The following is a 25,531-nucleotide window of genomic DNA, read 5'->3' on the forward strand; positions in this document are numbered from 1 at the left end:
TATGAATAATTGAATACTTAAAGCATTTAATATCATGCACGCGGAAAAGCTTGAGAATACTTACGTTTTAAAGATTCAATAGAAACATGAGTGTAACGCTGAGTAGTATTAAGCGATGAATGACCCAATAATTCCTGCACTTCGCGTAAATCTGCCCCTCCATTCAACATATGCGTAGCAGCACTATGCCGCAAAGCATGAGGAGAAATATCCGGAACATGCGCACTCTTAGCCTCATCATGCACAATCCGCCTTACCAAACGCTGATCGATACGCTTTCCGCGAGTGCCGAGAAATACTGCCTCTTCAACAGAATTCCGCAATAAAATTTCTCGTCCATCTTTAGAAATCCAAGCAGATAAAGCTTTATAAGCAGGAACCCCAAAAGGCACAACACGCTGCTTATTTCCCTTACCAGTAACTTTTATAGTGTGCGAGGAAAAATTAATATCCTGAATATTTAAACTAGTAAGCTCACCAACACGAATACCAGTCGCATATAAAAGCTCCAGAATTGCAGCATTGCGGAGCTCTACAGCTTTCTGATTTTTGGTACACGAAGATGAAACATTAGCTTTAGAATCAACATTATTCATTAATGATTCTGCTTGATATTCATCCAAAACAGATGGCAGCATATTCTTAATTTTTGGCGTCATTAAAATTTCTGCAGGATCACTGCTTATGTATTCAACATGCTGACACCACGCAAAAAAACCACGCACCGCAACTACTTTGCGAGCCAAGCTTGAACGCGCATGACTTCGCGACTCATCAGCCATCCACGAACGCAAATCATCCGTAGTAAGCTCTGAAATATTATTAAATCCGTGCCGATTACACCATGCTAAACATTGCAAAATATCACTGGCATAAGCTTTCTGCGTGCGTTCACCCAAGCCTTTATTAGCACGAACATAATCAATATAATCATCTATTAAACTCATATATTTAGAAGGTAAACCTAAGAAATTTTCAGAAACAAATTTATTGTTGCTCATGCTTAACTCACCCTTCCATAAAAGTTTAAAACAAAACGTTTGCCATATACTTCAGTCACATGCATAATACAACAAGGAGCATGTTATGAACACACAAACACGGAATTCAACTACACTACCGAAGCAAATACCTGCAGGCTCGCGCATAGTAGTAAGAACTTACAAAATTATAGAAAACAATAACGATGGAACACAAAAAATCGAGTACCATGATGCGATTGGGCACGTACTCGAGTGGGACGGGGTAATGCTTCACTTACTTCGAGATCCTGCAGCAAACGGCACTAGAGCTGCCGAAGAAATGTTCATTGATGCCAACACCATTTACCGTTTAAAGCCAATCCCAGAACGCAAATTCCAAAAACCGCTTAGTGTGTAGTAATACTTCATTTTTTCTATTCGTGTGGTAGAGATTTGAGATTTTTCGCACTGAGCGCGGCGAACGTCAGAGCCGCAGGCTGCTGATTCGCCAAGCGAAGAAGAAAAATCGAAAAATCTCTGCGATGAGCACGGTTATTAACGAATTAGCATGCAGAGTTTGGGGGATTTCTCTACGAGCGCTAAAAGAGGACTGAGAAGCTACATTCTTTAAAGAAAGGCGAACACACTGAACTCTTTTAGCAGCAAGAGCGCCCGAAGGACGGGACGCGCGAGGAGAGAAATCCCCCAAAACTCGCGCCACAGCAAAGAGGAACTCACATTATAAGTTGTTTAGCGAACTATCTGCGCGCAATAGTAGTTGCGAAGATTCGTTGGTATTAAATCCGTAAAATTCAATAATGAATTCACCTGAGCGCGCGGATTCTAGTAATTCCTGCTGCCAATTGATTTGAGAATCATACTTCCACAATCTGCTATTTGCATCATCATTTTGCTTAGCATCGTCGCTTTGTTGCGTACTAGTTTTAGACGAGTTGCGCTGCAGGTATTTATATTCTCTCCAAGATTGAGCTTTAGCAAAAAACTCTTGCTCTAAAGCATCCGCGGTTTCAACATCATTATCTAACATATTTGCAGCAAAAGTTAGCTCAGAAATTACGGAACGCAATAATTTCGCAGTATTATGCCGATTTTCACTTACCATAGCACGAGTACGTTGAGGATCAGTAAGAGCAACTCGTGTCATATCTCGCCAGGAACCTGCAGATAGTTGTAAAGCAATAGCACGATTAGATTGTTCACATAATACGTTTGCAAGAGCTGTTGCAACAACATGAGGCATGTGAGAAATAAGAGCTGCAGAATTATCGTGCGTTGCATCATCCAAAACTATTGCGCGATTCTTGCATAGCGAAACAATCATTTGCAAAATATTTCTAACTCGCCAAAACTCAGTAGAATCATCAACAGTTAAAGCCCACAAAGCACCATTTAAAAGCTCATCACTAGAAGCTTTCCAACCAGTAAATTCACTACCAGCCATCGGATGCGCACCAACGTAGCAATCTTGCAAACCTGCGTCTTTTACTTGCTCTCGAACTAAAGTTTTTACGCTGCCAACATCGCTAATAGTTGTGCAAGATTTGTCAATATAAGGCGCAATTTCATGCAAAATACTTGGCATAGCGGCTAAAGCATTGCATAAAATCAAAACATTTGGACGAAGTTTTGCTAAATCCTGCACTTTTTCTACGCAAGTAATTCCTAAACTTTTAGCTTCGTCATAAGGCTCATTATGACGATTCCATGCATATACGTTGCAATTTGCCAGTTTAGCAAGTCGTTTTGCAAGAGATCCACCAATAAGACCAAGACCTACAATGCCAACAGAAAATTTTTGCGAAAATTCAGCATCTTCTACCATAATAATTCTCTTTCTGCACGCATTACGTTCAAATTACGTAAAGCATCAACTGAAGGTTCAACGCACACTCCACCATGAGGTAGCATCCAATCATTCATCACCGGATTCTTGCGTTTATCAGAAGAATACACTGCTAAAACTCGAACCCAATCACCATGTTCAACAACCTCTTGAATCATAGCTTTACACGTAGAATCCCAAGGAGCAGCATCAACAGTTGCAATAAAACTGTATAAACCATCCTGCCCTTTAATTGGTCTAGACATAAAGGAAGTCATATTAAGGCCATGATCTCGCACAACATCAAGCAAATTTGCTAACACTCCAGCACCTGTAGAACGCGGAATAAACGCAATAATTGATGAAAAAGATGAAAAATTTTCTCGCTGCACATTAACAAAATCTAAAGCCTGATCTCGAGGAGCTAACACTAAAAATTCAGTGCGCGCGCCAGAAAAATCTTCAACTGCTTCGCTCACAATCTGCCTATTGTATAAATCAGCACAAATTTTAGGACATAAAGCAACTTCGCCAGGAACTAAATCCCTACAAGCAGCAGCATTTGAAGACGCAGTTTTTTCTTGTAAACCGCGCTCTTGAGAAAACTTACGACATTGCGCCAACGCGTGAGGGTGAGCAACAATAGTAGAGCAATTATCGATTGAATCTGATTTGCAAACAACAGCATCAAAACTAATATCAACGCCTATTCGAGCAATACCAACCATATTCTTTGCATCAATGAGTAAATCTAAATTAGGTATTACAACGCCTTCAATATTGTTTTCCCACGCAATAACACCCCAATGGTGATGCTCTTCAATTTCACTAGCAATACTAAGAACATTCTCGCAAGCAGTTGGAATAAGTCGCAAATTATCAAATGATTGACATTGTTCTTGAACTTTTAAAGATGCATGATGAGTAAAAGAACCTTCCGGTCCTAAATAGCATAATTTACGAGCACTCTGACTGTTCTTATTACCATTCATGACTATTCCTTAAAAACTGTTGCAGTTAAGAATATTGTAATCAAGACTACTGTAAAAAATACTGCTTAATACTGCTTTTTATGCAAAATTGAGCTTAAATTATTGCAAATTCTTTACTTATTTTACTATTCAATAACAAACCAACGCTGAGGCATACAAAGCAAAACTAAGTGAGCAACAAGAATGCCGAAAAGCCAAAAATATCCAACATATTGCGAACACCATGGCAACGGTATTGTGAAACCAACAGGTACAAGAATTGCGCTACCAACAAAATCTAAAGCAATAAGCCAAGCTACGAATGAAAAAACTATTGCATGAATAAATAATCCACTCCAACCACTACGAGATCTTGCACACCAAGCAGACAAAAATAGCAAAAGCATAGATAATGCAAATCCGTAAGGAATATTATCCACTGCACCGCAGCGATGAGCAAACGTACCAATCAACGCGCATATTAGCGCAGAAACAGACGTGGTCGCATACCTGCCCCACGAAGGCAAGCGATGCGACCACGGTTTCGACGACATAATAAGCCTAACGTTCCATCACTAATTGGTATATTGCGATTATCATGCAGCGTTGTTGTTTTGACGACGCTGCTTAGCACGCCACTTGTACCACTCATCGCGGCTCAAAATAATCTTGCGCACGCGAATTGCTTCAGGCGTAACTTCCACGCACTCGTCTTCGTTAGCGAAGTCAAGAGACTCTTCCAAGCTCATCTTAATTGGTGGAGTTAAAGTTTCAAGCACGTCAGCAGTTGAAGAACGCATGTTAGTCATGTGCTTAGCAAGCGTAATATTTACATCCAGCTCATCTGGTTTATTGTTAATACCAACGATTTGTCCTTCGTAAACTGGGCTTTGTGGATCAACGAAGAAGATACCACGAGCTTGCAAACGCTGCATAGCATAAGGAGTTGCAACACCCTTGCGATCGCAAACCATGGAACCATTCTGACGAGTCACAATCTGACCAGCCCATGGAGCATAACCAGCGGAAATAGAGCTTGCAATACCAGTTCCGCGAGTAGCAGAAAGCAAGGCAGTGCGGAAACCGATAAGACCGCGAGAAGGAACAGTAAATTGCAAACGAACCCAACCAGAACCGTGGTTGCTCATAGAATCCATACGACCCTTACGATCAGCCATAAGCTGAGTGACGGTACCCATGTATTCTTCTGGGACATCAATCGTAGTGCTTTCCATAGGCTCATTAATTTGACCATCAATAGTCTTGGTAACGACCTGAGGACGACCAACTGTAAGCTCGTAGCCCTCGCGACGCATTTGCTCAGCTAACACAGCCAAAGCAAGCTCGCCACGACCTTGAACTTCCCAAGCATCTGGGCGCTCAGTTGGAATAACCTTAATAGAAACGTTACCAATAAGCTCGCGATCCAAACGATCCTTAATCATACGAGCAGTAAGCTTATGATCTTTGCCTTCAGTTCCAGCAAGAGGAGAATCGTTCACGCCGAAAGTCATAGAAATTGCAGGATCGTCGACATGAATCAATGGAAGCGGCTTTGGATCATTCTGGTCAACGATAGTTTCACCAATCATAATGTCGTTTACGCCAGCAACAGCCACAATATCGCCAGGACCTGCAGAAGCTACAGGAGTGCGCTCCAAACCTTGAGTGCGAAGAAGCTCAGAAACACGGAAGTTTTCAATGGAACCATCGACACGAGAAAGACCGTAAGTCTTGCCCTTTTCCAAAGTACCATTGTAAATTCGCACTAAACCAAGACGACCCAAGAAGTCAGAGGAATCAATGTTTGCAACATGAGCTTGAAGAGGAGCGCCTTCTTCGTATTCAGGAGCTGGAATGTTTGAAATAATAGAATCAAACAATGGCTCCAAATTATCGTTATCCGGAAGAGCACCATTCGCAGGCTGATTAACAGAAGCATAACCAGCTTTAGCAGCGCAATAAATTACTGGCAAATCAAGCAAAGCGTCGAGATCGAGGTCAATACCTTCCTCAACAACATCCTGAGCCAAGCCAAGAAGCAAATCTGTAGATTCGCCAACAACTTCTTCAATACGAGCATCTGGACGATCTACCTTATTTACGCACAAAATAACAGGAAGCTTAGCTTCCAAAGCTTTACGAAGCACAAAGCGAGTCTGTGGAAGAGGACCTTCAGAAGCGTCAACCAACAAAACAACGCCGTCAACCATAGAGATACCACGCTCGACCTCACCACCGAAATCAGCGTGACCTGGAGTATCAATAACGTTAATAGTGATACCTTCTGGATGACCATACTTTTCAGCTAATGGACCTGTGTACTGAACAGCAGTGTTTTTAGCAAGAATAGTAATGCCCTTCTCGCGTTCCAAATCATTGGAATCCATAACGCGATCTGGAACTTCTTCACGCTCAGAAAATACGTGCGACTGCTGAAGCATGGCGTTTACCAGAGTGGTCTTACCGTGGTCTACGTGCGCCACAATTGCCACATTTCGAATATCACCGCGAACAGTCATCACAAACCTCTTCCATTCTTCGCGTTTAAGTAATTATTAACATGCAACCATTTAAGCTATAAACATCAGCTAAAACAGTAGCCATATACCTTATTGACGAGCGCCCAAATAGGTAAGCTGCCAAACCGCACCGATTTTACTAGCGAGCTAAGACAGCTTTACAAAACATACTAACGCAGAATCACAAGAACTTAAGCAACAACACCTTTAGCAATAAGCTCACGCGCAACTTCGCGGTACTCTTTTGCAGTCTTGTGCTCAGGAGCAAAAATAGTGATAGGAACTGCAGCAACTGTAGAATCTGGCAGCTTAATAGAACGCGAAATCACGGAATGCAAAACTTTATCTTGGAAAGCTTCGTAAATGCGCTGTAAGACTTCTTCGCTATGCAAAGTGCGTGTATACATAGTAACCAAAACGCCAAATACTTTAAGATTTGGATTAATACGAGATTGTACCTTCTCAATTGATTGCATAAGAAGAGCCACGCCTCGAAGAGCAAAGAACTCTGCAGCAAGTGGAATAATCACGCCATCAGCTGCTGTTAACGCATTTACAGTAAGCAAGCCGAGAGAAGGCTGGCAATCAACTATAATAACGTCGTATTCGTCACGCACTTTGCGTAATACACCTGCTAATATTTGCTCTCGTCCTACTTCGGTTACTAACTGAACTTCAGCTGCAGATAAATCAATATTTGCAGGAATAATATCAATATTTTCTGTTTCAGTATGACGAATTACATCATGCACGTCTACAGACGAATCAAATAATGCCGTATAAACTGTATTATCAAGCGCATTTGCGTTAATTCCAAGTCCAACTGTTGCCGCACCTTGCGGATCGAAATCAACAATCAAAACGCGACGACCATACTGACTTAGTGCGCCAGCAATATTAATGGAACTTGTAGTTTTACCAACTCCACCTTTCTGGTTGCACATTGCAATAATGCGAGCAGGACCGTGTGAAGTTAACGGCTCTGGTGCATGAAAAGTTTCGTATTCGCGTCCAAGTAAATCAGTAGGCATGCTCCCCACTTTATCAACAGGTATACTCACGAAACTCTGAGCATAAAATTATTTAGCTCGAGGATGACTCATTACGTAAGCTTCAACTAATGCGTCAGGACTAATATGCGTATAAATTTGAGTTGTTGTAACTGAAGCATGTCCAAGTAACTCTTGAACTGTGCGCACATCAGCACCACCTGCAATAAGATGCGTGGCAAGAGAATGGCGCAGCGTATGCGGATGCAATGGTTTGTCAAGTTTTGCACGCTCGCCAGCTTGCGTTACTATTGCCCATGCTGATTGGCGAGAAAGTGCATTACCTCTCTTATTTAAGAAAATTGTGTGCAATTCACGTTTGCCCTTGGACGCTAATTCTGGGCGAGATTTCTCCATATAGTTACGAAGAGCACGAACAGCACACCCACCAATCGGAACTAAACGCTGCTTAGAGCCTTTACCTGTAAGTTTTACAACGGACTCATTTAAATCAATATCTTCGAATTTTACGCCAACTGCTTCCGAAATTCGCGCTCCAGTAGCGTATAAAAACTCGAGAAGCGCAGTATCTCTAATCGAAATAGCATCGGAACTTCCAAAATTCCCTGCAGCTTCAATAACTCTATTTACTTCTTCAATACTTAAAACATCCGGTAAGTAGTCTGCTTGTTTTGGAGCTTTTACTTGCGCTGAAACGTCAGCTTGTATGTCACCATGAGCAAGCATAAAGCGATGCCACTCGTGAATACTTGCAAGTCGACGCGCAACTGTCCTAGTCCCCAACCCTAATTCATTCAAAGTTCGAATATATGATTCAATATCTAATTGAGAAATAGTAGTAATATCTTTTATTTTTCGTTCGTCGTAAAGCCAGCATGTGTAATCTTGCAAATCTGAAGCGTATGCAGATACTGTTTTTTTAGAAAGACCACGCTCAATATCAATATGCGCAATAAAGCGTTGAATATGAAGTGCAAACTCTTCAGGAATATTATTTTTCCTATTGTCAGAATCAAGATTTGAGCGCATAAAAATAATTATAGCTAATAAGTAAATTTGTTGATTTAAAAGAAAAAGCCCACCTAAATTGGTGGGCTTAAAATAGAACTCTATTAAAGCAAAATCAGGCTTCAACTGGAGCGTTTACATCAGCTGGCAATGCAGCCTTAGCAGCTTCAACAACAGCCTTGAAAGCTTCAATATCGGAAACTGCGAGCTCAGCAAGAGCGCGACGATCCAATTCGATGCCTGCCAAGTGCAAGCCCTGAATGAAGCGATTGTAAGTGATGCCTTCAGCGCGAACTGCTGCGTTAATGCGCTGAATCCACAACTTGCGGAAATCACCCTTGCGAGCCTTGCGGTCGCGGAAGTTATAAGTGAATGAGTGGAGCAGCTGTTCCTTTGCCTTGCGATAAAGACGGGAGCGCTGACCGCGGTAGCCAGAAGCCCTCTCAAGAACAACGCGACGCTTCTTGTGAGCGTTTACTGCGCGCTTTACTCGTGCCATAAGTATTCCTCAGCTTTCTTAAAATTTTCGATTGCGTATTCGTTTACAAGCAATTCTTACTTGTTACTTACTTAACGAGCAAGCCCTTAAGCTTCTTGCTCTGCGCAGTAGCCAATACTTTATCTTCAGAAAGAGCACGACGCTTACGAGCCGACTTGTGCTCCAAGTTGTGGCGCATGGCGCTACCATCGTGCATCACCTTACCGGTACCGGTAAGACGAACGCGCTTGGACGCTGCGGAATTAGTTTTCATCTTCGGCATTGCTGCCCTCCTTGTGATGTTGATCGGATTGCATAGCATTTACTGCAGCTGCAGCTTGTGACTGAACCTCTTGCTTAGCTGCAAGACGAGCAGCCTGACGAGCTTGACGCTCAGCGCGAGATTCAGCGCCACGACGACGTTGCTCAGACTGTGTATGAATTTTCTTGCCTTTTGGAGCAAGAGTCATAATAATATTTCGACCTTCTTGCTTTGGCGCAAACTCTACTGTGCCACTTTCAGAGACCTCATCTGCAAGTCGGCGCAACAATTCAACGCCACCAACCGGACGAGATTGCTCACGGCCACGCAACATAATAGTTACTTTTACCTTGTCTCCGCCGTTCAAGAAACGAAGCACATGACCTTTCTTCACATCGAAATCGTGATCGTCGATCTTGAGGCGGAAACGAATTTCCTTAACCTCTGCGACAGTCTGATTACGACGTGCTTCACGAGCCTTAATCTTTTCGTTGTACTTGTACTTACCGTAGTCAATAAGCTTGGCTACTGGAGGCTTAGCAGTAGGCGCAACTTCGACAAGATCGAGGTTAGCTTCCCTTGCAAGGTTTAACGCGACAGAGGTTGCGATAACTCCCACTTGCTCGCCCTTTGGACCAATAAGGCGCACCTGAGGGACTCGAATTTCCTCGTTAATGCGTGGTTCGTCGCTAATGATGACTCCAATCCTTCTAAATACTTGTAAGATGTAATACACCAAGAAGTCCAAGAGCTTAAGATTCACTACTTCATATCAATAAAACGCTATATAACAGCGCAGCAAGCAGCACAAGAAGCTAACTTGCGTGACCGAAGTCATGAACCCGAAACCACAGTAGGCTTCCAGGTGGGGACATCCCACTTTCTTGATTACTCAAGCCGAATATCTATTCTACTAGAAGCCTTGACAAAAAGGCAGTCAACACACGAAACGTGTTTTGACTGCCACAAATCAAAGCTAGAACTATGCGATTTCTACGCTAACTGCATTGGCTCAGGCTTCAATCCATCGTGATTAAAGTACACATCATACCAAGTCAGGAATGTGTAAACTGTCCAAATCTTACGGCGATCGTCATTTTTCTTTGCATAATTATCGTCAATCATACGAAGTAAAGCATCTCTATCGAAGAATTTAGCAGCATCGTCACTTTCAAACGTCTTACGAACAATCTTATAAAAACGTTCCTCACGCAACCAATCCTTAACTGGCACAGGGAAACCAAGCTTTTCTCTGTCATACCAAGCTTTTGGCAAATGACGGGACGCAGCTTGTCGGAAAGCAAACTTCGTATTTTCATCAGTAATTAAATATTTAGTAGGAACTTTTTCTGCAACATCCATAAGAACACGATCAAGCAAAGGCACGCGAAGCTCCAAAGAATGTGCCATAGTCATTTTATCTGCCTTAAGCAAAATATCTCCTGGCATCCATTGATGCATATCAAGATATTGCTTTTTCTTCACTTCAGAAAGTCCCTTACCAGCAATTCTATTGTAAATAGCATCGACAATGCTGCGAACGCTAGGACCCTTGCGATACTCAGGTTTCAAAAGTTTTACAGCATCTTCCTCATTGAAAACCTTTGACTGACCGATAAAATGCTCCTCAGCTGGAGCCAAATTAGCGTACAAATGCCACGCTCCGTGGAAATGCTTACCCTTTGCAGCTCGACCAATCGCGTAACGCAACTTTTTTGGCAACTTTGCAAGCATGCGAGTCACAACTTTAATAAGTTTAGAACGCGTATGAACACCATAATCAATGTATCCTGCAAATAATTCATCTGCTCCCTCACCGCTTAGCACAACGCGTAAATCTTGCGAAGCTAATTTTGCAAGGAAGAATAATGGGACGCAAGAGAAGTTAGAATCAGGTTCGTCCAAATACCACTGAATTTGTGGGAAATAACGGAATGCGTCAGCAGCGTCAATAATTTCAGATTTATTGTTTAAGCCAATAATTTTTGCCAATTCGCTTGCTTGTTTGGATTCATTGTATCTTCCACCAGCAAAACCAATAGAATATGTGTGTTCAGGGCGTGCAACAGCTGCAACATAACTTGAATCAACTCCAGAAGAAAGGAACGAACCAACTTCAACATCCGCAATTTGGTGAGCTTGAACAGAATCACAAACTGTTTTATCGATAGAATCAACTAATTCATTCAAGCGTTGCTTTGTTTCTTTGAAATTAGGATCGTAATATTGCTCAATCTTCATTTCGCCATTCTTATACGTAAAGCAATTACCTTCACGCAGCTTAAAAACGCCCTTGAAGAAAGTTTCGTTAATTGCAGGATATTGGAATGTCATAAACGGCTTAAGCGCATTTTCGTTAAGCTCCTTCTTAAAATCTGGATGGCGCAGTAAAGATTTAATTTCGGATCCGTACATAAAAGTACCATTCATTTGCGCATAATAAAAAGGCTTAATACCGAAATGGTCGCGAGCGCCGAACAATTCTTGAGTACTTTTGTTCCAAATAACGAATGCAAACATTCCGCGTAAACGATTAAGTAAGCCTTTACCCCACTCTTCGTAGCCGTGCACTAATACTTCTGTGTCGCAATCAGTGTGGAAAGTGTGACCAGCTTTAATAAGTTCTTCGCGAAGTGGCTTGTAGTTATAAATCTCACCATTGAAAGTAACTGCAAGATTCCCATCCTCGTTGTACATAGGTTGGGATCCACCGTGAAGATCTATAATGCTAAGTCGACGAAAACCGAGTGCTGCATGTTCGTCAATCATAGTTCCATATTCGTCAGGACCACGATGCGCAATCACATCTGTCATATCTTTTACAATTTGGCTTTTGACGTTAATTGGGGTGTCATTAATGAACCCTGCAATTCCGCACATTTATTTCTCCTCGTAGAATATACAACACAGCATTACGTTAGTCTACTAGCAAATAATTAACGAAAATCCATAATAACTTGGAAAATCTAACTTGCCATGCAATACTACACCAAGCACTTTATGTTAAGCGAGTATTAGTCTAAAAATTCCTGTATTTGCCGGAATAAAAACAATCAAATGCGCTAATATCAAATCCGAAAAATGGCATAAAACGTAGTCAAATGTTGATTGACACTACGCTTATAAACTCTTGTTATAAATGTATGTCATCAGTACAAATGCAGCGTTATTATGTTGTTATGGAACCTTTGCAACGCTGCGTAGTATTAGCAGCAGGAGATTATTACGATCATACGCGTGAACATGTGCCAGATCGCGCTTTAACAATTGCAGCTGATGGAGGCTGGGATCATGCATGTAAATTAGGTTTGCATGTGGATGCGCTCATCGGCGATTTTGACTCTGTTAGATTAAAACTTCCTACTGATGCAGTTATTACTAGATTGCCTGCAGAAAAAGATGATCCTGACTTACTTTCTGCGTTGAAAGTCGGTTGGGCTAAAGGCGCTCGAGAATTTCATATTTTTGGAGGATTAGGTGGTCGAGTTGACCATACTATTTCTAATATTCAACTTATGGTTCGTTTAGCGCGCCGCGGCGGAATTGGATTCTTGTACGGCGACGGTCAAATTGTTACAGCAATACATGATGGATCTCTTGATTTTCCAGCATCATCTGGAGATGATTTGCGCATAGTTTCCGTTTTTTCTCATACTCCAGTTTCTAATGATGTAAATGAAGTTGGATTAAAGTATCAGCTTAAACACGCAACCATGCATGGAGATGCAGTACAAGGTTTAAGTAACGAATTATTAAATGATACGCCTGCTCATATTGACGTTCATGAAGGAACACTTATTGTAACCTTCCCTATTAATGCTCCATTACCACAGGTGAGCTGGTTTAAAAGACCAATTGGAGATTTAGGCGAAGTCGATACTTCTATATCTGAGGCATTAGCAGTTCCTCTTGAAAGCGAGACTACTCCAACATATTCGACTACTGCAGCTGCTGAAGCAATGACGTATAACGAATAGGCGCAAACTTTAGTTTATGCAAATGGCTGACGAGGTTCTTTTACTTGAAAAACTCGTCAGCCTTTTTCTTTTTAAAATTACACTCGTTGTTCAATTGAACAATATTGATTCGTAAAATGTTATGCAAAAACGCAACTGGAAACTATCAAAAAATTCACAAAAACACTCATAAAACACAGCATGTTAACGCTCACTGTTCTCATAGTGCATGATTGCAATAAAAGTGAGCTATATTACAACTCTTCGTACATACCGCACACTAAAATGAACACCGTTAATTCAAATAACGATGACCTAAATGCGTGAGTTTTCATCGCGAAAATAGCGCGACTTAAAACGTTGCGCACGAGGTCTCACTCAAGGGAGAACCACATGACAGTCAAGATTGGTATTAATGGTTTCGGTCGTATCGGTCGTCTCGCATTCCGTCGTATTTTTGAGCTTCAGGCTCGCGGCGGTCAAGCAGGTGACATCGAAGTCGCAGCCATCAACGATCTGACCACCCCTTCGATGCTCGCCTACTTGCTCAAGTATGACAGCACCCACGGCACATTCCGCCACGATGACGGCACCCCAGTTGAGGTAACCTCCACCGAAGACGCAATCGTTGTAGATGGCAAGACTTATAAGGTTTACGCCGAAAAAGACGCAAATAACATTCCATGGGTTAAGAACGATGGTGTTGAATTCGTTCTCGAATGCACCGGTTTCTACACTTCTGCAGAAAAGTCCCAGGCTCACTTGAACGCAGGTGCTAAGAAGGTTCTTATTTCTGCTCCTGCTAAGGATGAAACCACTCCAACAGTTGTGTTCGGCGTTAATCACGAAATCTTGAAGGCTTCTGACAACATTGTTTCCGCTGGTTCTTGCACCACCAACTCCATGGCTGCAATGGTGAAGTTGCTTCAAGACAACTGGGGAATCAAGTCCGGCTTCATGACCACAATTCACGCCTACACCGGCACTCAGATGATTCTCGACGGCCCACGCGGCTCCAAGCCACGCAACAACCGTTCCGCAGCTTGCAACACCATTGAGCACTCCACCGGCGCTGCTAAGGCAATCGGCAAGGTTGTGCCAGAAGTTAACGGCAAGCTCCAGGGGCACGCACAGCGCATTCAGGTTCCAGACGGCTCTGTTACCGAGTTGACTACTGTTCTTGAGAAGCCAGCAACTACTGAAGAAATTAACGACGCTTTCAAGAAGGCTTTCGAAAACTGCGAGTACTTCGGTTACAATGCAGACAACATCGTGTCTTCTGACATCATCGGCGACACCCACGGTGGCGTTTTCGATCCAACTCAGACCGACGTGAACACTGTTGACGGTGTAACTTTGGCTCGTACCGTTACCTTCTACGACAACGAGTACGGCTTCACTTCCAACATGATTCGCACTCTTCTTTACTTCGCTGAAATCTCCGAGTGATTTCGCTAAGCATCAATCAGCAATAGCTGGTTGTGCGAATATCTAATATATAAACCCCTTGCGTAACTAAGTAAAGCGACGCAAGGGGTTTATATGTTTAATATACACTAAGTCAACAGTCGGTATAGCATATCATGTAACACAATTTGACAGTTGAGTATAAGGCACGGTAACAAAATGAGTAAAAAACATGCAGAAACCGGAAAAGCAACTCCAGCTATTGCGCAACTCGAAAACGCAGGCATCACCTTCCGCATAGCGCAATACGAGCATGACGCTGATCACATGGACGACGGCTATGGAATTGAGGCTGCTGAGAAGCTAGGCGTAAGCGCAGCTCAAGTTTGCAAAACTCTTATGGTTGACACTGGTGAAAAGCGAGTAGTTGGAATTGTTCCAGTAAACGGACGTCTCAATATGAAAGCAATTGCAGGAGCAGTACACGCAAAGAAAGCAAGTATGACAAGCCCAGAAGTTGCGCAACGAGAAAGCGGCTACGTAGTTGGCGGAATCTCACCATTCGGACAAAAAACGCACCATGAAACAGTACTAGATAGTAGCGTAATGCAATTTGATGAGATTCTTGTTTCTGGAGGAAAACGAGGATTGGACGTAGTTCTTAATCCTCAAGATATCGTAACATTATTAAACGCAACTGTAGCTGATATAGCAGCATAAGCAACATAAGCTTTATTACTGCAAATATTGCTACTAACAAGTGATTACTCGCACGAGATTAGTACGTTGACAAATATAACGTCTTGGCAACGTGCGATAATCCCTAAGGTTGTTCATTAATCGTTAAGGAGTGCATTATGGGTATGCGTGGCCGCAAGCGCAAGGCGCGTCGTAAAAAAGCAGCGAATCATGGCAAAAGACCAAATGCTTAAGCTATAAATTCGCTTATACATACTGTAAAGCCCACGTCAATCGTGGGCTTTTTCGTTTTAGCATACTTTTATTCACCAGAATAATCAGAATAATCAGAAAGCTCACGTTTAAGTTGCATGCGAGCGCGGTTAAGTCTGCTCATAACAGTTCCTATTTTTACGCCTTCTTCTTGGGCAATTTGTTTATAAGATTTACCTCGAATAGCGACTTCAATAAAAACTTTTCTACGCTCAGGCGGCAACTTACTAAGCGCAGCAATAATCTCTTGTGGAGCAAACCCTTCTAAATATTCTTGTTCAGCAGAAAGCATTCCTTTTGCGCAATGATTAGAAGCCTCATAAATATCCCAATCATTGTAGTCGCCAGTTTCATCGTTAGCACGTTTAGGGCTTCGTTTTGCTTTCGCGTACTGATTAAAATACAAATTTCGTTCAATCCTGTTAATCCAGGCAGCAAAATTTGTGCCAGGCTGAAAAGTTTCAAAAGATTTAAGAGCACGCTCAAAAGTATCTTGCACTAAATCTTGCGCATCCTGCGCATTTTGCGTAAGACGCATAGCTTGAGTGTACAAAGGATCAACGCAAGTAGATACAAGTTGTTCAAATCTTTTGCGTCGACTTTCCATTGCAGAACTTTGCTTAGTATCTACTAAACGATCACTAAATAAGCGAGCATTACGATTTTTTGCACTTTGTTTTTTAGCTCTTACGCTTTTAGAGCACATAACATTTGTCTTCTCGATTTGCTCACCCATATAGTCAATAATACTTTTACTTTGCACATATCGCTACTGATTTATCGTGTTGCATAGTGTAGCGCAGAGCGAGATGATAACACAGCGCAGCACAATAACGCAGCGCGGCATAGTGTGACATTGCGTGACATTGCGGTAGTATTGTGACTATGCCAACTCATATTCAAGAATTGTTAAATGCTTTAGATTTAGCACCTAAGCAAGCTGAGAATACATTACTTGCTGAATCATGGTTACTTGGTTTCGACACTGAAACTACAGGTGCAAATATTGGTAAAGATGCCATTGTTTCTGCAACTCTAGTATTACGCAATCCTGAACTAGCTCACGATGGAGATGTGGTATCAACTTGGTTAATTAACCCTCATCAGCCTATGAATCCTAAGGCAAGCGAAGTAAATGGTTTCACAGACGAATACCTTCAAGAACACGGCGGAGAGCCTGAAGAAGAACTTGAATTCCTTGCACGCGCAGTAAGCATGGCTCAAGCTAAGAATATTCCACTACTTGCTTATAACGCTCCATTTGATATTTCAATGTTACGTCACGACTTGAAGCGTTGGCATCTTACTGCGCTAGAAGAACGCGCAACTTGTTCAATACATGCACTAAACGCTAATGACATTCTTACTGTTGATCCTCTTGTTATCGATAGAGCTGTTTCTAGAAGATCCGGCAAGCGTACTCTCACTATTACATCTCAATTTTATGGAGTTGAACCAATCGGAGATTTCCACGATGCTACAGCAGACACAGTTGCAGCTCTTGATTTGATTGCTCCAATGAGCAAACTATATGAGTCAGTAAGTTGCATGAGGCTGAATACTATGATGGATTGGCAGCGCGAAGCTTATATTAATTGGCGAGATAGCTTCAATCAATGGCTGCAATCTCACGGACGTGAGCCTATTACTGGAACATGGCTATAAAACATTTGGCGAAAAGAAGTAAATTATGATCATGCATAACACGTTGTCACTAGCAAACGCAAGTGAAATTTTGCAACACTATGGTTTGTTACGCGAAATGATTCAATATTGTAAAGCAGAAGATACTAATAGTGCTAATACTGCTAATACTAAAGAAAAAACTGTAGACTCTACTCATTCTCGCAATGAAATATGGTCTTTAAATCCGTATTATTTCCCAAATATTGATGCAGATGAGTGCTTTACTAACGCAACTTACGATACTCGCGATATTACACCTGGGACACTTCTGTTTATTAAAGGCAATTTTCAGTCGGAATATCTTTTAAATGCAGACAACAAAGGACTTGCTGCATATGTTGCTGAACAAAGCTACGCACAATACACAAAAGCTGTTGGTTTAATTGTTACGGATGCTAAAAAAGCAATGAGCGTGCTTGCAGCAGCATTCTTTGGAAATCCACAAGAAAAACTCACTATTGTTGGAATTACTGGAACTAAAGGCAAAACAACTACAGCCTACTTTACTCACGCTATTCTAAACTCCCATTCGCACGGTAAAGCAGCACTGTTTTCTTCAGTAGATAATTGCGTAGACGGAAAAAATTACGTTGAATCTAATTTAACTACTCCTGAAAGTTTTGATGCTTTCAAAATGATGCGCGAAGCTGTAGATAACGGCATGAAGTATCTTGTTATGGAAGTTTCTTCACAAGCTTATAAGGTGAATCGCGTATATGGTCTTAAATTCGATGTTGCAGCATTCTTAAACATTAGCCCAGACCACATTAGCCCTATTGAACACCCAACTTTTGAAGATTACTTGTATTGCAAACGACAAATTATTGCAAATACTAAGCGTTTAGTACTAAATTCTGATACAGATCACGCAGATCTTCTTTTACAAGATGCAGAACGCAACAATGTGCTCGTAACAACTTTTGCTCGCATTAAAAAAGATGAAATAGAAAGCGACGCTTGCGAAAATGACAATTTCGATGATATTGACGACGATCGCATAAATTATTGCGCTCCTGCTAACGATGATGACTACACAGAATTACTTACTCCTGACTACATTGCAATGCCAGTAGAAAATAGTGAATCACATTGCATCGCTATGCGAGACTCAAGCGAAGACGACGACTATGAAGATAACGACTACGAAGAAGACGTGCACTACTGCCCTATTGACGAATTCGCATTGTCTATTGCAGGAGATTTTAACTACGAAAATGCTTTAGCTGCAATCGCTATTGCAGGAGAATTGGGAATTAATCAAGATACTGATTTACACGCATTACACGCTATTGAGAACGTGAAAATTTCTGGACGCATGGAAGTTTTCAAAGACACGCACTCAAATATGATTGCAGTTGTCGACTATGCGCATAACTACATTTCTACAAAATCAGTTCTTGACTTTGTAGAAGAGCGCTACGGCAAATTTAATCCTCGAATTACGCTAATAACTGGTTCCACAGGAGATAAAGCTGTCGACCGTCGTAAAGAAATTGTTGAAGCAGCGCAAAACCGCATAGAACAGTTTATTTTCACTACTGAAGATACTGATACTGAAGACGTAATGCATATTTGCGAGGATATGCAAAGTTATGTTACGAACCCAAATGTTTCTTCACGCATTATTATCGACAGAGCTGAAGCAATAGAATGCGCTTACAACGATGCTGCAAACAGCGAACAAAAAAATAGAAGATTAAACATTCTTCTTGCTATTGGTAAGGGCGATGAACGTTGGATTAAAAACAAACGAAAGCATGTGCCATATGAGGGTGATTCATTCGTAATAAAGCGTCTTTTTGGTCTGTAATACGCTTATGCGAAAGTATGAAAATATACGAATAAAATAAACGCAATTACTACATAAACTAAATAACAAGCTAGCTAACAAACTAAATAACAAACAAACTAAAAACAAATGAAGAAGATACAAATGAATAATCAACGATTCCAACCTGTGTTACTCGGTAGCGATATAAACGCATACGGCATGGCTAGAGCATTCCATGAAGAATATGGCATTACTTCAATTGCTTTTGCGCACTTCCAACTTTCACCTACGAAATTTAGCAAAATTGTCGATGTGAGAATTGTTCCAGGCTTTGGAGAACTTCCTACATTCCGCAATACAATGCTTAATTTTGCTAAATCATGGCATCAAGAGCATCCTAATACCAAGCTTCTGCTTATTCCTTGCGGCGACGTATATGCGAACCTTCTAAGCCAATGCGGTGATGAATTGCACGAATATTTTGCTTTCCACACATTGCCAAATTCGCTCAATCGCCAGCTTAGCCTTAAAAGCTCATTCTATAAAACTTGTGAAAAATACAATCTTCCTCATCCAAAAACTAAAGTTGTAAACGCTCAAGAAGTAGCAGCGCACGCTTATGAAGATTTGCCATTCAGCTTCCCTATTGCTATGAAACCAGCGAATAGCACTAAATGGCTTGACATTGATTTTGAGGGACGTAAAAAAGCTTTTATTATCAATACTCCGCAAGAACTTGATACTCTTATTCAACGCTCGTACAAAGCTGGCTACGATGACGAAATGATTTTGCAAGACTTTATTCCTGGAGACGACAGCCGCATGCGTGTGCTAAATGCTTACGTTGATAGCGACCATCATGTGCGCATGATGTTTCTAGGACACCCTCTACTGGAGGATCCAACTCCAGAAGCAATCGGAAATTATGCAGCTATTATTCCAGACTATAATGAGGAAGTTTTCCAAAATATTAAAGCATTTTTGGAAGATATACGTTACGTTGGCGTAGCTAATTTTGATATGAAATACGATGAGAGAGACGGAAAATATAAGCTTTTTGAAATCAATTTACGCCAAGGACGTTCAAGCTATTTCGTCACTTTAAACGGATTTAATATTGCTAAATATTTTGTTGAAGATTTAATTGACCATAAGCCTTTTGACGGGAATACTGTGTTCGGCCGTGGAGAAAAGCTGTGGATGGAGATTCCGCGATCGATATTTTGCAATTATGTAGCAGAAGGCGATGAAAAGAAGCGCGGTCTTAATATGATTCGTCGCGGCGATTGGGGCACTACGCTAGAATATAAAAAAGATATGAATCTGCTACGCTGGTTGATGATTCGTCATATGTTTTCAATTTACACAAGACGTTATGCAGAATTTTTCCGCAATAAAGCGTGAAAATTATTACGTAACTTTGAAGGGAATATGAGACAATGAAACGTCCGTTTTTTGCTGTACTTGGCGGCATGGGCACACTTGCAACAGAAAGCTATATTCGTTTACTTAACAAAGAAACGCATGCGCATAATGATCAAGAGTTTTTAGATTATGTGGTGTTCAATGATGCTTCTGTGCCAGATAGAACAGCATATATTGTTGGCGAATCATCCGAAAGCCCATTCCCTACTCTTGCAGACGACATAGCTAAAGCAACTGCGATGGGTGCTTCATTTATTGTGCTCACGTGCAATACTGCGCATTACTTTTACGATAAGTTCCAAGCACTTACCGACGTGCCAATTATGCATATGCCACGTGGTGCTGTAGCTGAAGTTTCTAAACGTTACCCAAAGTCTAAATGTAACCGTATTGGATTCTTAGGTACTGCAGGGTCGCGTAAAGCTGAAGTGTATCAGCGCGCTATAGAAGAAGCAGGATACACATTCGTAGCACCCGACGACGATTTACAAAAACGCATTACATCGCTTATTTATGATGATGTAAAAGGCACAGGCGATCTTAATTTACGCCGTTACGAGTCCGTTTTAAGCGACATGCTCGATCCTGCAGGAGCGTGCCGTTGCGACGCACTTATTTTGGGTTGCACAGAATTAAGCGTGCTTAATGAAGCTTTCCCTCTCCCGCAAATACCGTTAGTTGACGCTCAAGCAGTACTCGTAAAAAATACTGTAGAAAAAGCTAAATCTTTGCGAATTAAGTAGCAAAAGATGGCTTAATTTTCAGGACTCGTCAATATTTGGGTGGATTGCTACGCGCTGATCCTTTGGCTTTTTTAGATCCGGATTCACGTGCTCAACAAGCATTGTGCGCGCGTCTCCTGCAGTGACGAAACTACCGCAAATAAGCACTCCGTGACCATAGCCCACACCAAGCTCATCGTCTTCATCAACTAAATCAACGGCAGTTTGAATAGCATCCGGCAACTCGTCAACACGAATTACGCGATCCTCGCCAAATACGCCTACAGCAATCTTTTCGAGCTCTTCTGGATCCATTACACGGTCGCGCCAAGAATTACGCGTAACAACAATCTTCGTCAAAATAGGCTCAAGAACACCCAAGTATTCTTCAACTTGCTTATCTGCCATCATTGCCACAACGCCAATAAGCTGCTCAAAATGATAGTTTTCTTCAATAGTTTCGCGAAGAGACTCAGCAGCATTCACGTTATGTCCACCGTCAATAATGATCGTAGGCGAAGTACGAACCTGCTCAATACGACCAGGAACCTTAACCTGGCTTAAAGCCTCTGCAACTAAATCGCCATCCAAAGCACCATTTACAGGCAGCACAACCTCTGCAGCGGCAAGAGCTGCCAAAGCATTATGAGCCTGATGTTTGCCAAACTTGTCAACCGGAACATCCTCATAAGTGCCAAGAGGCGTACGCAAAGTAACAACCTGTCCACCAACTGCAGGAGTACGAGACACAACTTCAAGTTCGCCATCTCCATAAGAAGAATCGCGCAATAATGTAGCATGATTGCGCTCCGCAACTTCCTTAATAATTGGCAAAACCTTAGCTTCATGCGGTTGAGGACCCAAAATAACAGTGCAATTTGGCTTGATAATACCAGCCTTCGTGCGAGCAATCTCTTCAACAGTGTTTCCAAGCCATTGCATGTGATCCATATCAACCGGCCCAATAATTGCAGCATCAGCATTCATAACATTGGTGGCATCCCATTCACCACCCATGCCAACTTCCATAACAGCAACATCAACAGGAGCATCCGCAAAAGCCCAAATTGCCATGGCTGTAAGCACTTCAAAAAAGCTCATTTTTGGCTTACCGTCAGCCTCCATGCGAGCGTCAACCATGTCGATAATGTCTTTCATTTGATCCCACACATCAACGAACTGATCGTCACTAATTTCCTGTCCGTCAATCATAATGCGCTCGTTTACGCGCTCCAAATGTGGAGAAGTATATAATCCGGTTCGCAAACCGTATGCTCGACAAATCGACTCAGCCATTCGAGCAGTAGAACCTTTGCCGTTCGTACCAGTTATGTGAATAACACGCATAGACTTCTCTGGATGACCTAAAATATCGAGAATAAGACGCATGCGGTCCAAGTCGAGATTAGTTTTATTATGTTCTGGAGCTCGGCTCATAATATTGCGTTCAATATCAACAATTCGCTCATTATTGCGATTTGGATTTTCAATAGACATAACTACTCCCCCTAATTTTTACGCTCGCTCACTCATTTTCCAACTATCTAGATTAGTTGATACCAACAACACACGCATATAAATATGTTGTGACAATATTCACATAGCAAAAGCGTTTTATACGCACTTTGTAAATTGCGTATAAAATCTTGCTATTTTGCACTAAAAAACTCGCATAAAACACTAAATAAGACTATGTTAGTTTATTGACTGTTTATTTACTATTTGTATAATTTGCGCAAGCAAAAATTAACAAGCAAAAATTAAGGAGCCTCATAATGGCAGAATATACGCCAACTGAGCACGGCGAAGAGCTAAAGGCTGACGGAACACAAAAGACAGAAGATCGTGTAAATAACCGTTCACTTCGTCCAAACAGTGATTCTTTTAAAGATTTTATGACGAATAACTGGGATAACCAGGAGCCAGAAGTTAAGGCTCTTGAATCTAGTAGGTATATTCCAGCTCGTTTAGAGGCTCTTTCAAAACGTTTCCCAGGCGAACGTTTAGTTATTCCTGCAGGACAACCAAAGGTGCGTAATAACGACTGTGATTATGCTTTCCGCCCAGACACTACATTTGCCTACTACACTGGATTAGGTCAAGACTATGAGGCTGGTGCTGTGCTTGTTATGGAGCCAGTCAACAAAGATAGCGAAGAAGCTAAGGCTGGAAAAACACATGTACCTGAGCTTTTTGTAGCTCCACGCGCAGATAACAGCACTTCAGCATTTTATAAGGATCCTCACTATGGAGAATATTGGGTCGGCCCTCGTGCAGGCTTAAAAGAACTTAAAGCAATGACCGGCATTGAAACGCGCGATATTGCAGAACTTGACGACGCTATTGCAAAGAATGTAAGCGACGACGCTAATGGTGAGGGCATTCGCGTGCGAATTGTTCGAGAAACGGATCCTGAGCTTACTGCAAAAGTTGAAACAATGCGCGAAGCAAGTGGATTTACTGATGAAGATGCAAACACTTGCGCAGACGACAAATTGCACGAATTCGCTGCAGAAGCACGAATGCTTAAGGACGACTACGAAATTCGCGAAATGCGCAAAGCTATTGCAGCCACAAAACTTGGTTTTGACCGCATGCTTACGCGTTTGCCTAATGCTTTAGGTCATGAGCATTCCGAGCGCATGATTGAGGGTGCTTTTAATTCTGTTGCTCGCGAGGAAGGGAACGAAGTAGGCTACGACACTATTGTTGCTTCAGGCAAGCACGCACCAATTTTGCACTGGATGCGCAATACTGGCGTTGTTTCCAGCGGAGAATTGCTACTTATTGATGCCGGCGTTGAAGTTAACAGCCTCTACACTGCTGACATTACACGAACTTTCCCAACAAATGGCAAATTCACTGACTTGCAAAAGAAGCTTTACCAGTGCGTTCTTGACGCTCAACAAGCCGGTTTTGAGGCAGCTAAGCCAGGTGCAACCTACTCCGATATTCACCATGCTTGCATGCGCGTTCTAGCCGAACACTTGCACGAATGGGGAATTTTGAAAGTTAGCGTTGAAGAATCACTTTCGCCAGAAGGTCAACAGCATCGTCGTTGGCACGCTTGCGGCGTTGCTCATCATCTTGGTTTGGATGTGCACGATTGCGCACAAGCACGCTATGAGTCTTATCAGGGCGCAAAAATTACTCCAGGAATGATATTCACTATTGAGCCAGGATTATACTTTGCAGCTAACGATTTGATGCTTCCTGAAGAAATGCGCGGAATTGGAATTCGTATTGAAGATGATGTGCTAATGACTGAAAACGGTCCAGAATGGCTTTCTATTGACATTCCAAAGCAAATCGATGATGTAGAAGCATGGATGGCTGAACAAGCTCACAAAAGTGATATTTTCCAACATTAAGCAGCAAATCAAAATAATAGAAAAATATAATAAAACGAAATAATAATATAGTACGCCAGCATAAGCTAAGTTAAACGTACGCAATATGGCACTTATGGTGCGCTCTATAGAAACGTAACACGCATTGCGCATGTTACTTATCGAAAGGGCGCACCATAATTGTTTATATAGCATTTTTACAAGCAAAATTTGCATCAAAATGCTTTTGAAGAAGCGAGAAGATATTTAGTAAAAAGTATAGCTCTACAAATTTGCTGCACTGACGCGCGCGAAAGGAATATTTATGACTAAGCCAATTGTTCTTTCACTCGGCGAACTTTTATGGGATTTACTCCCACACGGAAAACGTGTTGGCGGAGCGCCAGCAAATTTTGCATATCACGCACAGTGTCACGGAGCGCAAAGTTGCATGATTAGTGCTGTTGGTCAAGACCAACTCGGCGATGAGCTGATTGACAAAGTAAACAAAGCTGGCATCGCTTCAATTATTCAACGCAACGCTTGGCCAACAAGCACTGTAGAAGTAACACTAAAAAATGGAATACCAGAGTACACTATTCTACGAAATATAGCATGGGATCATATTCTTTACACTCGAGAACTCATTGATTTAGTAGAACGAGCAGATGCAGTATGTTTTGGCACTCTAAGCTTACGTTCTCAAGAAACTCACGACACAATTTTACAATTGTTAAAGCATACTAAGCCTGGAGCAATGAAGTTCTTCGACATTAATATTAGAAGCGATCACTACTCTAAGGATCTTATTGACACATTACTTCAAGAAGCCACAGTATTTAAGCTTAACGATTCGGAACTATTCTTATTGCGCGACATGTTCAATATTCGCGACACTTCAGACGAGGAAGCTTGCAAGTGGTTCCAAGCTCGTTATGCACTAGATTATGTGATTCTTACAGGCGGCTCTACTTTTAGTACGATTACTACTAGCACTGGAGAAAGCTCAACTATCCCAACCCCACACGTTGACGTTCTTGACACAGTTGGTGCTGGGGACTCGTTCTCAGGAACATTCACAGCGCATATTCTTAAAGGAGAAAGCTTACAAGAGGCGCATCGCGCAGCTGTTAATACTGCAGCATTCGTGTGCACTCAAGAAGGAGCATGGCCTAAGTATCCAAAACAAATACCAGATTACTTGTCATTGGCAGAAAATAACAAATAG

General features: G+C 41.8%; 23 protein-coding genes. 10 read left to right on the top strand and 13 right to left on the bottom strand.

The features are described from left to right. Nucleotides 1–32: 32 nt before the first annotated feature. Nucleotides 33–1,001, bottom strand: a complete 969-nt coding sequence (locus tag A5294_RS00955) for a tyrosine recombinase XerC (protein ID WP_064340234.1) — start codon at nt 999–1,001, stop codon at nt 33–35. An 85-nt stretch (nt 1,002–1,086) separates the two neighbouring features. Here A5294_RS00955 and A5294_RS00960 point away from each other — a divergent pair, with 85 nt between their 5' ends. After that, complete coding sequence (locus tag A5294_RS00960) at nt 1,087–1,380, top strand: DUF6725 family protein (protein ID WP_064340235.1); 294 nt, start codon at nt 1,087–1,089, stop codon at nt 1,378–1,380. A 321-nt stretch (nt 1,381–1,701) separates the two neighbouring features. Here the strand turns inward: A5294_RS00960 and A5294_RS00965 are convergent, their stop codons facing one another. From A5294_RS00965 to asnB, 10 genes are all read right to left on the bottom strand, one after another. Further along, on the bottom strand, nt 1,702–2,805 hold the full coding sequence (locus A5294_RS00965) for a prephenate dehydrogenase/arogenate dehydrogenase family protein (protein ID WP_064340236.1): 1,104 nt from the start codon (nt 2,803–2,805) through the stop codon (nt 1,702–1,704). Continuing rightward, nucleotides 2,799–3,797, bottom strand: coding sequence for a prephenate dehydratase domain-containing protein (locus tag A5294_RS00970; protein ID WP_004573916.1), 999 nt, complete (start codon nt 3,795–3,797; stop codon nt 2,799–2,801). The genes A5294_RS00965 and A5294_RS00970 overlap by 7 nt, the downstream gene beginning before the upstream one ends. Before the next feature lie 125 nt (nt 3,798–3,922). Next, the gene (locus A5294_RS00975) at nt 3,923–4,330 is read right to left on the bottom strand and encodes a hypothetical protein (RefSeq protein ID WP_064340237.1); all 408 of its coding nucleotides are present in this window, start codon (nt 4,328–4,330) and stop codon (nt 3,923–3,925) included. A gap of 42 nt (nt 4,331–4,372) precedes the next feature. Further along, nucleotides 4,373–6,298: a translational GTPase TypA gene (gene typA / locus A5294_RS00980; RefSeq protein ID WP_004105095.1), complete on the bottom strand. Its 1,926-nt coding sequence runs from the start codon at nt 6,296–6,298 to the stop codon at nt 4,373–4,375. A 191-nt stretch (nt 6,299–6,489) separates the two neighbouring features. Further along, on the bottom strand, nt 6,490–7,329 hold the full coding sequence (locus tag A5294_RS06680; RefSeq protein ID WP_004105096.1) for a ParA family protein: 840 nt from the start codon (nt 7,327–7,329) through the stop codon (nt 6,490–6,492). A 48-nt stretch (nt 7,330–7,377) separates the two neighbouring features. Then, the gene (gene xerD, locus A5294_RS06685) at nt 7,378–8,337 is read right to left on the bottom strand and encodes a site-specific tyrosine recombinase XerD (protein WP_004105098.1); all 960 of its coding nucleotides are present in this window, start codon (nt 8,335–8,337) and stop codon (nt 7,378–7,380) included. Between the two features lie 94 nt (nt 8,338–8,431). Next, nucleotides 8,432–8,815 (bottom strand): 50S ribosomal protein L20, encoded by a 384-nt coding sequence (rplT, locus tag A5294_RS00995; RefSeq protein WP_004105106.1) that lies wholly within the window; start codon nt 8,813–8,815, stop codon nt 8,432–8,434. A 67-nt stretch (nt 8,816–8,882) separates the two neighbouring features. Next, on the bottom strand, nt 8,883–9,077 hold the full coding sequence (rpmI, locus tag A5294_RS01000; protein ID WP_004128670.1) for a 50S ribosomal protein L35: 195 nt from the start codon (nt 9,075–9,077) through the stop codon (nt 8,883–8,885). Then, on the bottom strand, nt 9,058–9,795 hold the full coding sequence (gene infC / locus A5294_RS01005; protein ID WP_064621401.1) for a translation initiation factor IF-3: 738 nt from the start codon (nt 9,793–9,795) through the stop codon (nt 9,058–9,060). Before infC ends, rpmI begins: the two co-directional genes overlap by 20 nt. 254 nt (nt 9,796–10,049) lie before the next feature. Beyond that, entirely contained in the window at nt 10,050–11,936 is a 1,887-nt protein-coding gene (gene asnB, locus A5294_RS01010) for an asparagine synthase (glutamine-hydrolyzing) (protein ID WP_004105112.1), read from the bottom strand. Nucleotides 11,937–12,235: 299 nt separating this feature from the next. Between asnB and A5294_RS01015 the strand changes: the two genes are divergently transcribed. From A5294_RS01015 to ybaK, 3 genes are all read left to right on the top strand, one after another. Beyond that, nucleotides 12,236–13,033, top strand: coding sequence for a thiamine diphosphokinase (locus tag A5294_RS01015; RefSeq protein ID WP_032835267.1), 798 nt, complete (start codon nt 12,236–12,238; stop codon nt 13,031–13,033). Nucleotides 13,034–13,405: 372 nt separating this feature from the next. After that, complete coding sequence (gene gap / locus A5294_RS01020; protein ID WP_064340238.1) at nt 13,406–14,461, top strand: type I glyceraldehyde-3-phosphate dehydrogenase; 1,056 nt, start codon at nt 13,406–13,408, stop codon at nt 14,459–14,461. 177 nt (nt 14,462–14,638) lie between these two features. Continuing rightward, the gene (gene ybaK, locus A5294_RS01025; RefSeq protein ID WP_004105119.1) at nt 14,639–15,139 is read left to right on the top strand and encodes a Cys-tRNA(Pro) deacylase; all 501 of its coding nucleotides are present in this window, start codon (nt 14,639–14,641) and stop codon (nt 15,137–15,139) included. A 280-nt stretch (nt 15,140–15,419) separates the two neighbouring features. Here the strand turns inward: ybaK and A5294_RS01030 are convergent, their stop codons facing one another. Beyond that, nucleotides 15,420–16,106: a sigma-70 family RNA polymerase sigma factor gene (locus A5294_RS01030; protein ID WP_064340241.1), complete on the bottom strand. Its 687-nt coding sequence runs from the start codon at nt 16,104–16,106 to the stop codon at nt 15,420–15,422. Between the two features lie 149 nt (nt 16,107–16,255). Between A5294_RS01030 and A5294_RS01035 the strand changes: the two genes are divergently transcribed. From A5294_RS01035 to A5294_RS01050, 4 genes are all read left to right on the top strand, one after another. After that, a complete protein-coding gene (locus A5294_RS01035) occupies nt 16,256–17,035 on the top strand; it encodes an exonuclease domain-containing protein (protein ID WP_004573910.1) in 780 nt (259 codons plus the stop codon). Between the two features lie 25 nt (nt 17,036–17,060). Further along, nucleotides 17,061–18,866: a UDP-N-acetylmuramoyl-L-alanyl-D-glutamate--2,6-diaminopimelate ligase gene (locus A5294_RS01040; protein ID WP_064340239.1), complete on the top strand. Its 1,806-nt coding sequence runs from the start codon at nt 17,061–17,063 to the stop codon at nt 18,864–18,866. 123 nt (nt 18,867–18,989) lie between these two features. Next, nucleotides 18,990–20,231: a hypothetical protein gene (locus A5294_RS01045; RefSeq protein ID WP_064340240.1), complete on the top strand. Its 1,242-nt coding sequence runs from the start codon at nt 18,990–18,992 to the stop codon at nt 20,229–20,231. 35 nt (nt 20,232–20,266) lie between these two features. Further along, nucleotides 20,267–20,995, top strand: a complete 729-nt coding sequence (locus tag A5294_RS01050) for an aspartate/glutamate racemase family protein (protein WP_004573907.1) — start codon at nt 20,267–20,269, stop codon at nt 20,993–20,995. A gap of 18 nt (nt 20,996–21,013) precedes the next feature. On the opposite strand, the gene A5294_RS01055 is transcribed toward A5294_RS01050, so the two are convergent. Next, nucleotides 21,014–22,471, bottom strand: coding sequence for a folylpolyglutamate synthase/dihydrofolate synthase family protein (locus A5294_RS01055; RefSeq protein WP_004573906.1), 1,458 nt, complete (start codon nt 22,469–22,471; stop codon nt 21,014–21,016). Between the two features lie 278 nt (nt 22,472–22,749). On the opposite strand from A5294_RS01055, the gene A5294_RS01060 reads away from it, so the two are divergent. After that, complete coding sequence (locus tag A5294_RS01060) at nt 22,750–24,345, top strand: aminopeptidase P family protein (protein WP_004573905.1); 1,596 nt, start codon at nt 22,750–22,752, stop codon at nt 24,343–24,345. 283 nt (nt 24,346–24,628) lie between these two features. Beyond that, nucleotides 24,629–25,531, top strand: a complete 903-nt coding sequence (locus tag A5294_RS01065; protein ID WP_004105130.1) for a carbohydrate kinase — start codon at nt 24,629–24,631, stop codon at nt 25,529–25,531.

The sequence above is a fragment of the Gardnerella sp. 30-4 genome (genome assembly GCF_001641215.1).
GTDB classification, from domain to species: Bacteria; Actinomycetota; Actinomycetes; order Actinomycetales; family Bifidobacteriaceae; genus Bifidobacterium; species Bifidobacterium leopoldii.

Excerpts from the sequence above, each read along its gene's own strand:
- A5294_RS00955 (WP_064340234.1), bottom strand. The coding sequence starts at position 1,001 with ATGAGCAACAATAAATTTGTTTCTGAAAATTTCTTAGGTTTACCTTCT.
- A5294_RS00960 (WP_064340235.1), top strand. The coding sequence starts at position 1,087 with ATGAACACACAAACACGGAATTCAACTACACTACCGAAGCAAATACCT.
- A5294_RS00965 (WP_064340236.1), bottom strand. The coding sequence starts at position 2,805 with ATGGTAGAAGATGCTGAATTTTCGCAAAAATTTTCTGTTGGCATTGTA.
- A5294_RS00970 (WP_004573916.1), bottom strand. The coding sequence starts at position 3,797 with ATGAATGGTAATAAGAACAGTCAGAGTGCTCGTAAATTATGCTATTTA.
- A5294_RS00975 (WP_064340237.1), bottom strand. The coding sequence starts at position 4,330 with ATGTCGTCGAAACCGTGGTCGCATCGCTTGCCTTCGTGGGGCAGGTAT.
- typA (WP_004105095.1), bottom strand. The coding sequence starts at position 6,298 with ATGACTGTTCGCGGTGATATTCGAAATGTGGCAATTGTGGCGCACGTA.
- A5294_RS06680 (WP_004105096.1), bottom strand. The coding sequence starts at position 7,329 with ATGCCTACTGATTTACTTGGACGCGAATACGAAACTTTTCATGCACCA.
- xerD (WP_004105098.1), bottom strand. The coding sequence starts at position 8,337 with ATGCGCTCAAATCTTGATTCTGACAATAGGAAAAATAATATTCCTGAA.
- rplT (WP_004105106.1), bottom strand. The coding sequence starts at position 8,815 with ATGGCACGAGTAAAGCGCGCAGTAAACGCTCACAAGAAGCGTCGCGTT.
- rpmI (WP_004128670.1), bottom strand. The coding sequence starts at position 9,077 with ATGCCGAAGATGAAAACTAATTCCGCAGCGTCCAAGCGCGTTCGTCTT.
- asnB (WP_004105112.1), bottom strand. The coding sequence starts at position 11,936 with ATGTGCGGAATTGCAGGGTTCATTAATGACACCCCAATTAACGTCAAA.
- A5294_RS01015 (WP_032835267.1), top strand. The coding sequence starts at position 12,236 with ATGGAACCTTTGCAACGCTGCGTAGTATTAGCAGCAGGAGATTATTAC.
- gap (WP_064340238.1), top strand. The coding sequence starts at position 13,406 with ATGACAGTCAAGATTGGTATTAATGGTTTCGGTCGTATCGGTCGTCTC.
- ybaK (WP_004105119.1), top strand. The coding sequence starts at position 14,639 with ATGAGTAAAAAACATGCAGAAACCGGAAAAGCAACTCCAGCTATTGCG.
- A5294_RS01030 (WP_064340241.1), bottom strand. The coding sequence starts at position 16,106 with ATGGGTGAGCAAATCGAGAAGACAAATGTTATGTGCTCTAAAAGCGTA.
- A5294_RS01035 (WP_004573910.1), top strand. The coding sequence starts at position 16,256 with ATGCCAACTCATATTCAAGAATTGTTAAATGCTTTAGATTTAGCACCT.
- A5294_RS01040 (WP_064340239.1), top strand. The coding sequence starts at position 17,061 with ATGATCATGCATAACACGTTGTCACTAGCAAACGCAAGTGAAATTTTG.
- A5294_RS01045 (WP_064340240.1), top strand. The coding sequence starts at position 18,990 with ATGAATAATCAACGATTCCAACCTGTGTTACTCGGTAGCGATATAAAC.
- A5294_RS01050 (WP_004573907.1), top strand. The coding sequence starts at position 20,267 with ATGAAACGTCCGTTTTTTGCTGTACTTGGCGGCATGGGCACACTTGCA.
- A5294_RS01055 (WP_004573906.1), bottom strand. The coding sequence starts at position 22,471 with ATGTCTATTGAAAATCCAAATCGCAATAATGAGCGAATTGTTGATATT.
- A5294_RS01060 (WP_004573905.1), top strand. The coding sequence starts at position 22,750 with ATGGCAGAATATACGCCAACTGAGCACGGCGAAGAGCTAAAGGCTGAC.
- A5294_RS01065 (WP_004105130.1), top strand. The coding sequence starts at position 24,629 with ATGACTAAGCCAATTGTTCTTTCACTCGGCGAACTTTTATGGGATTTA.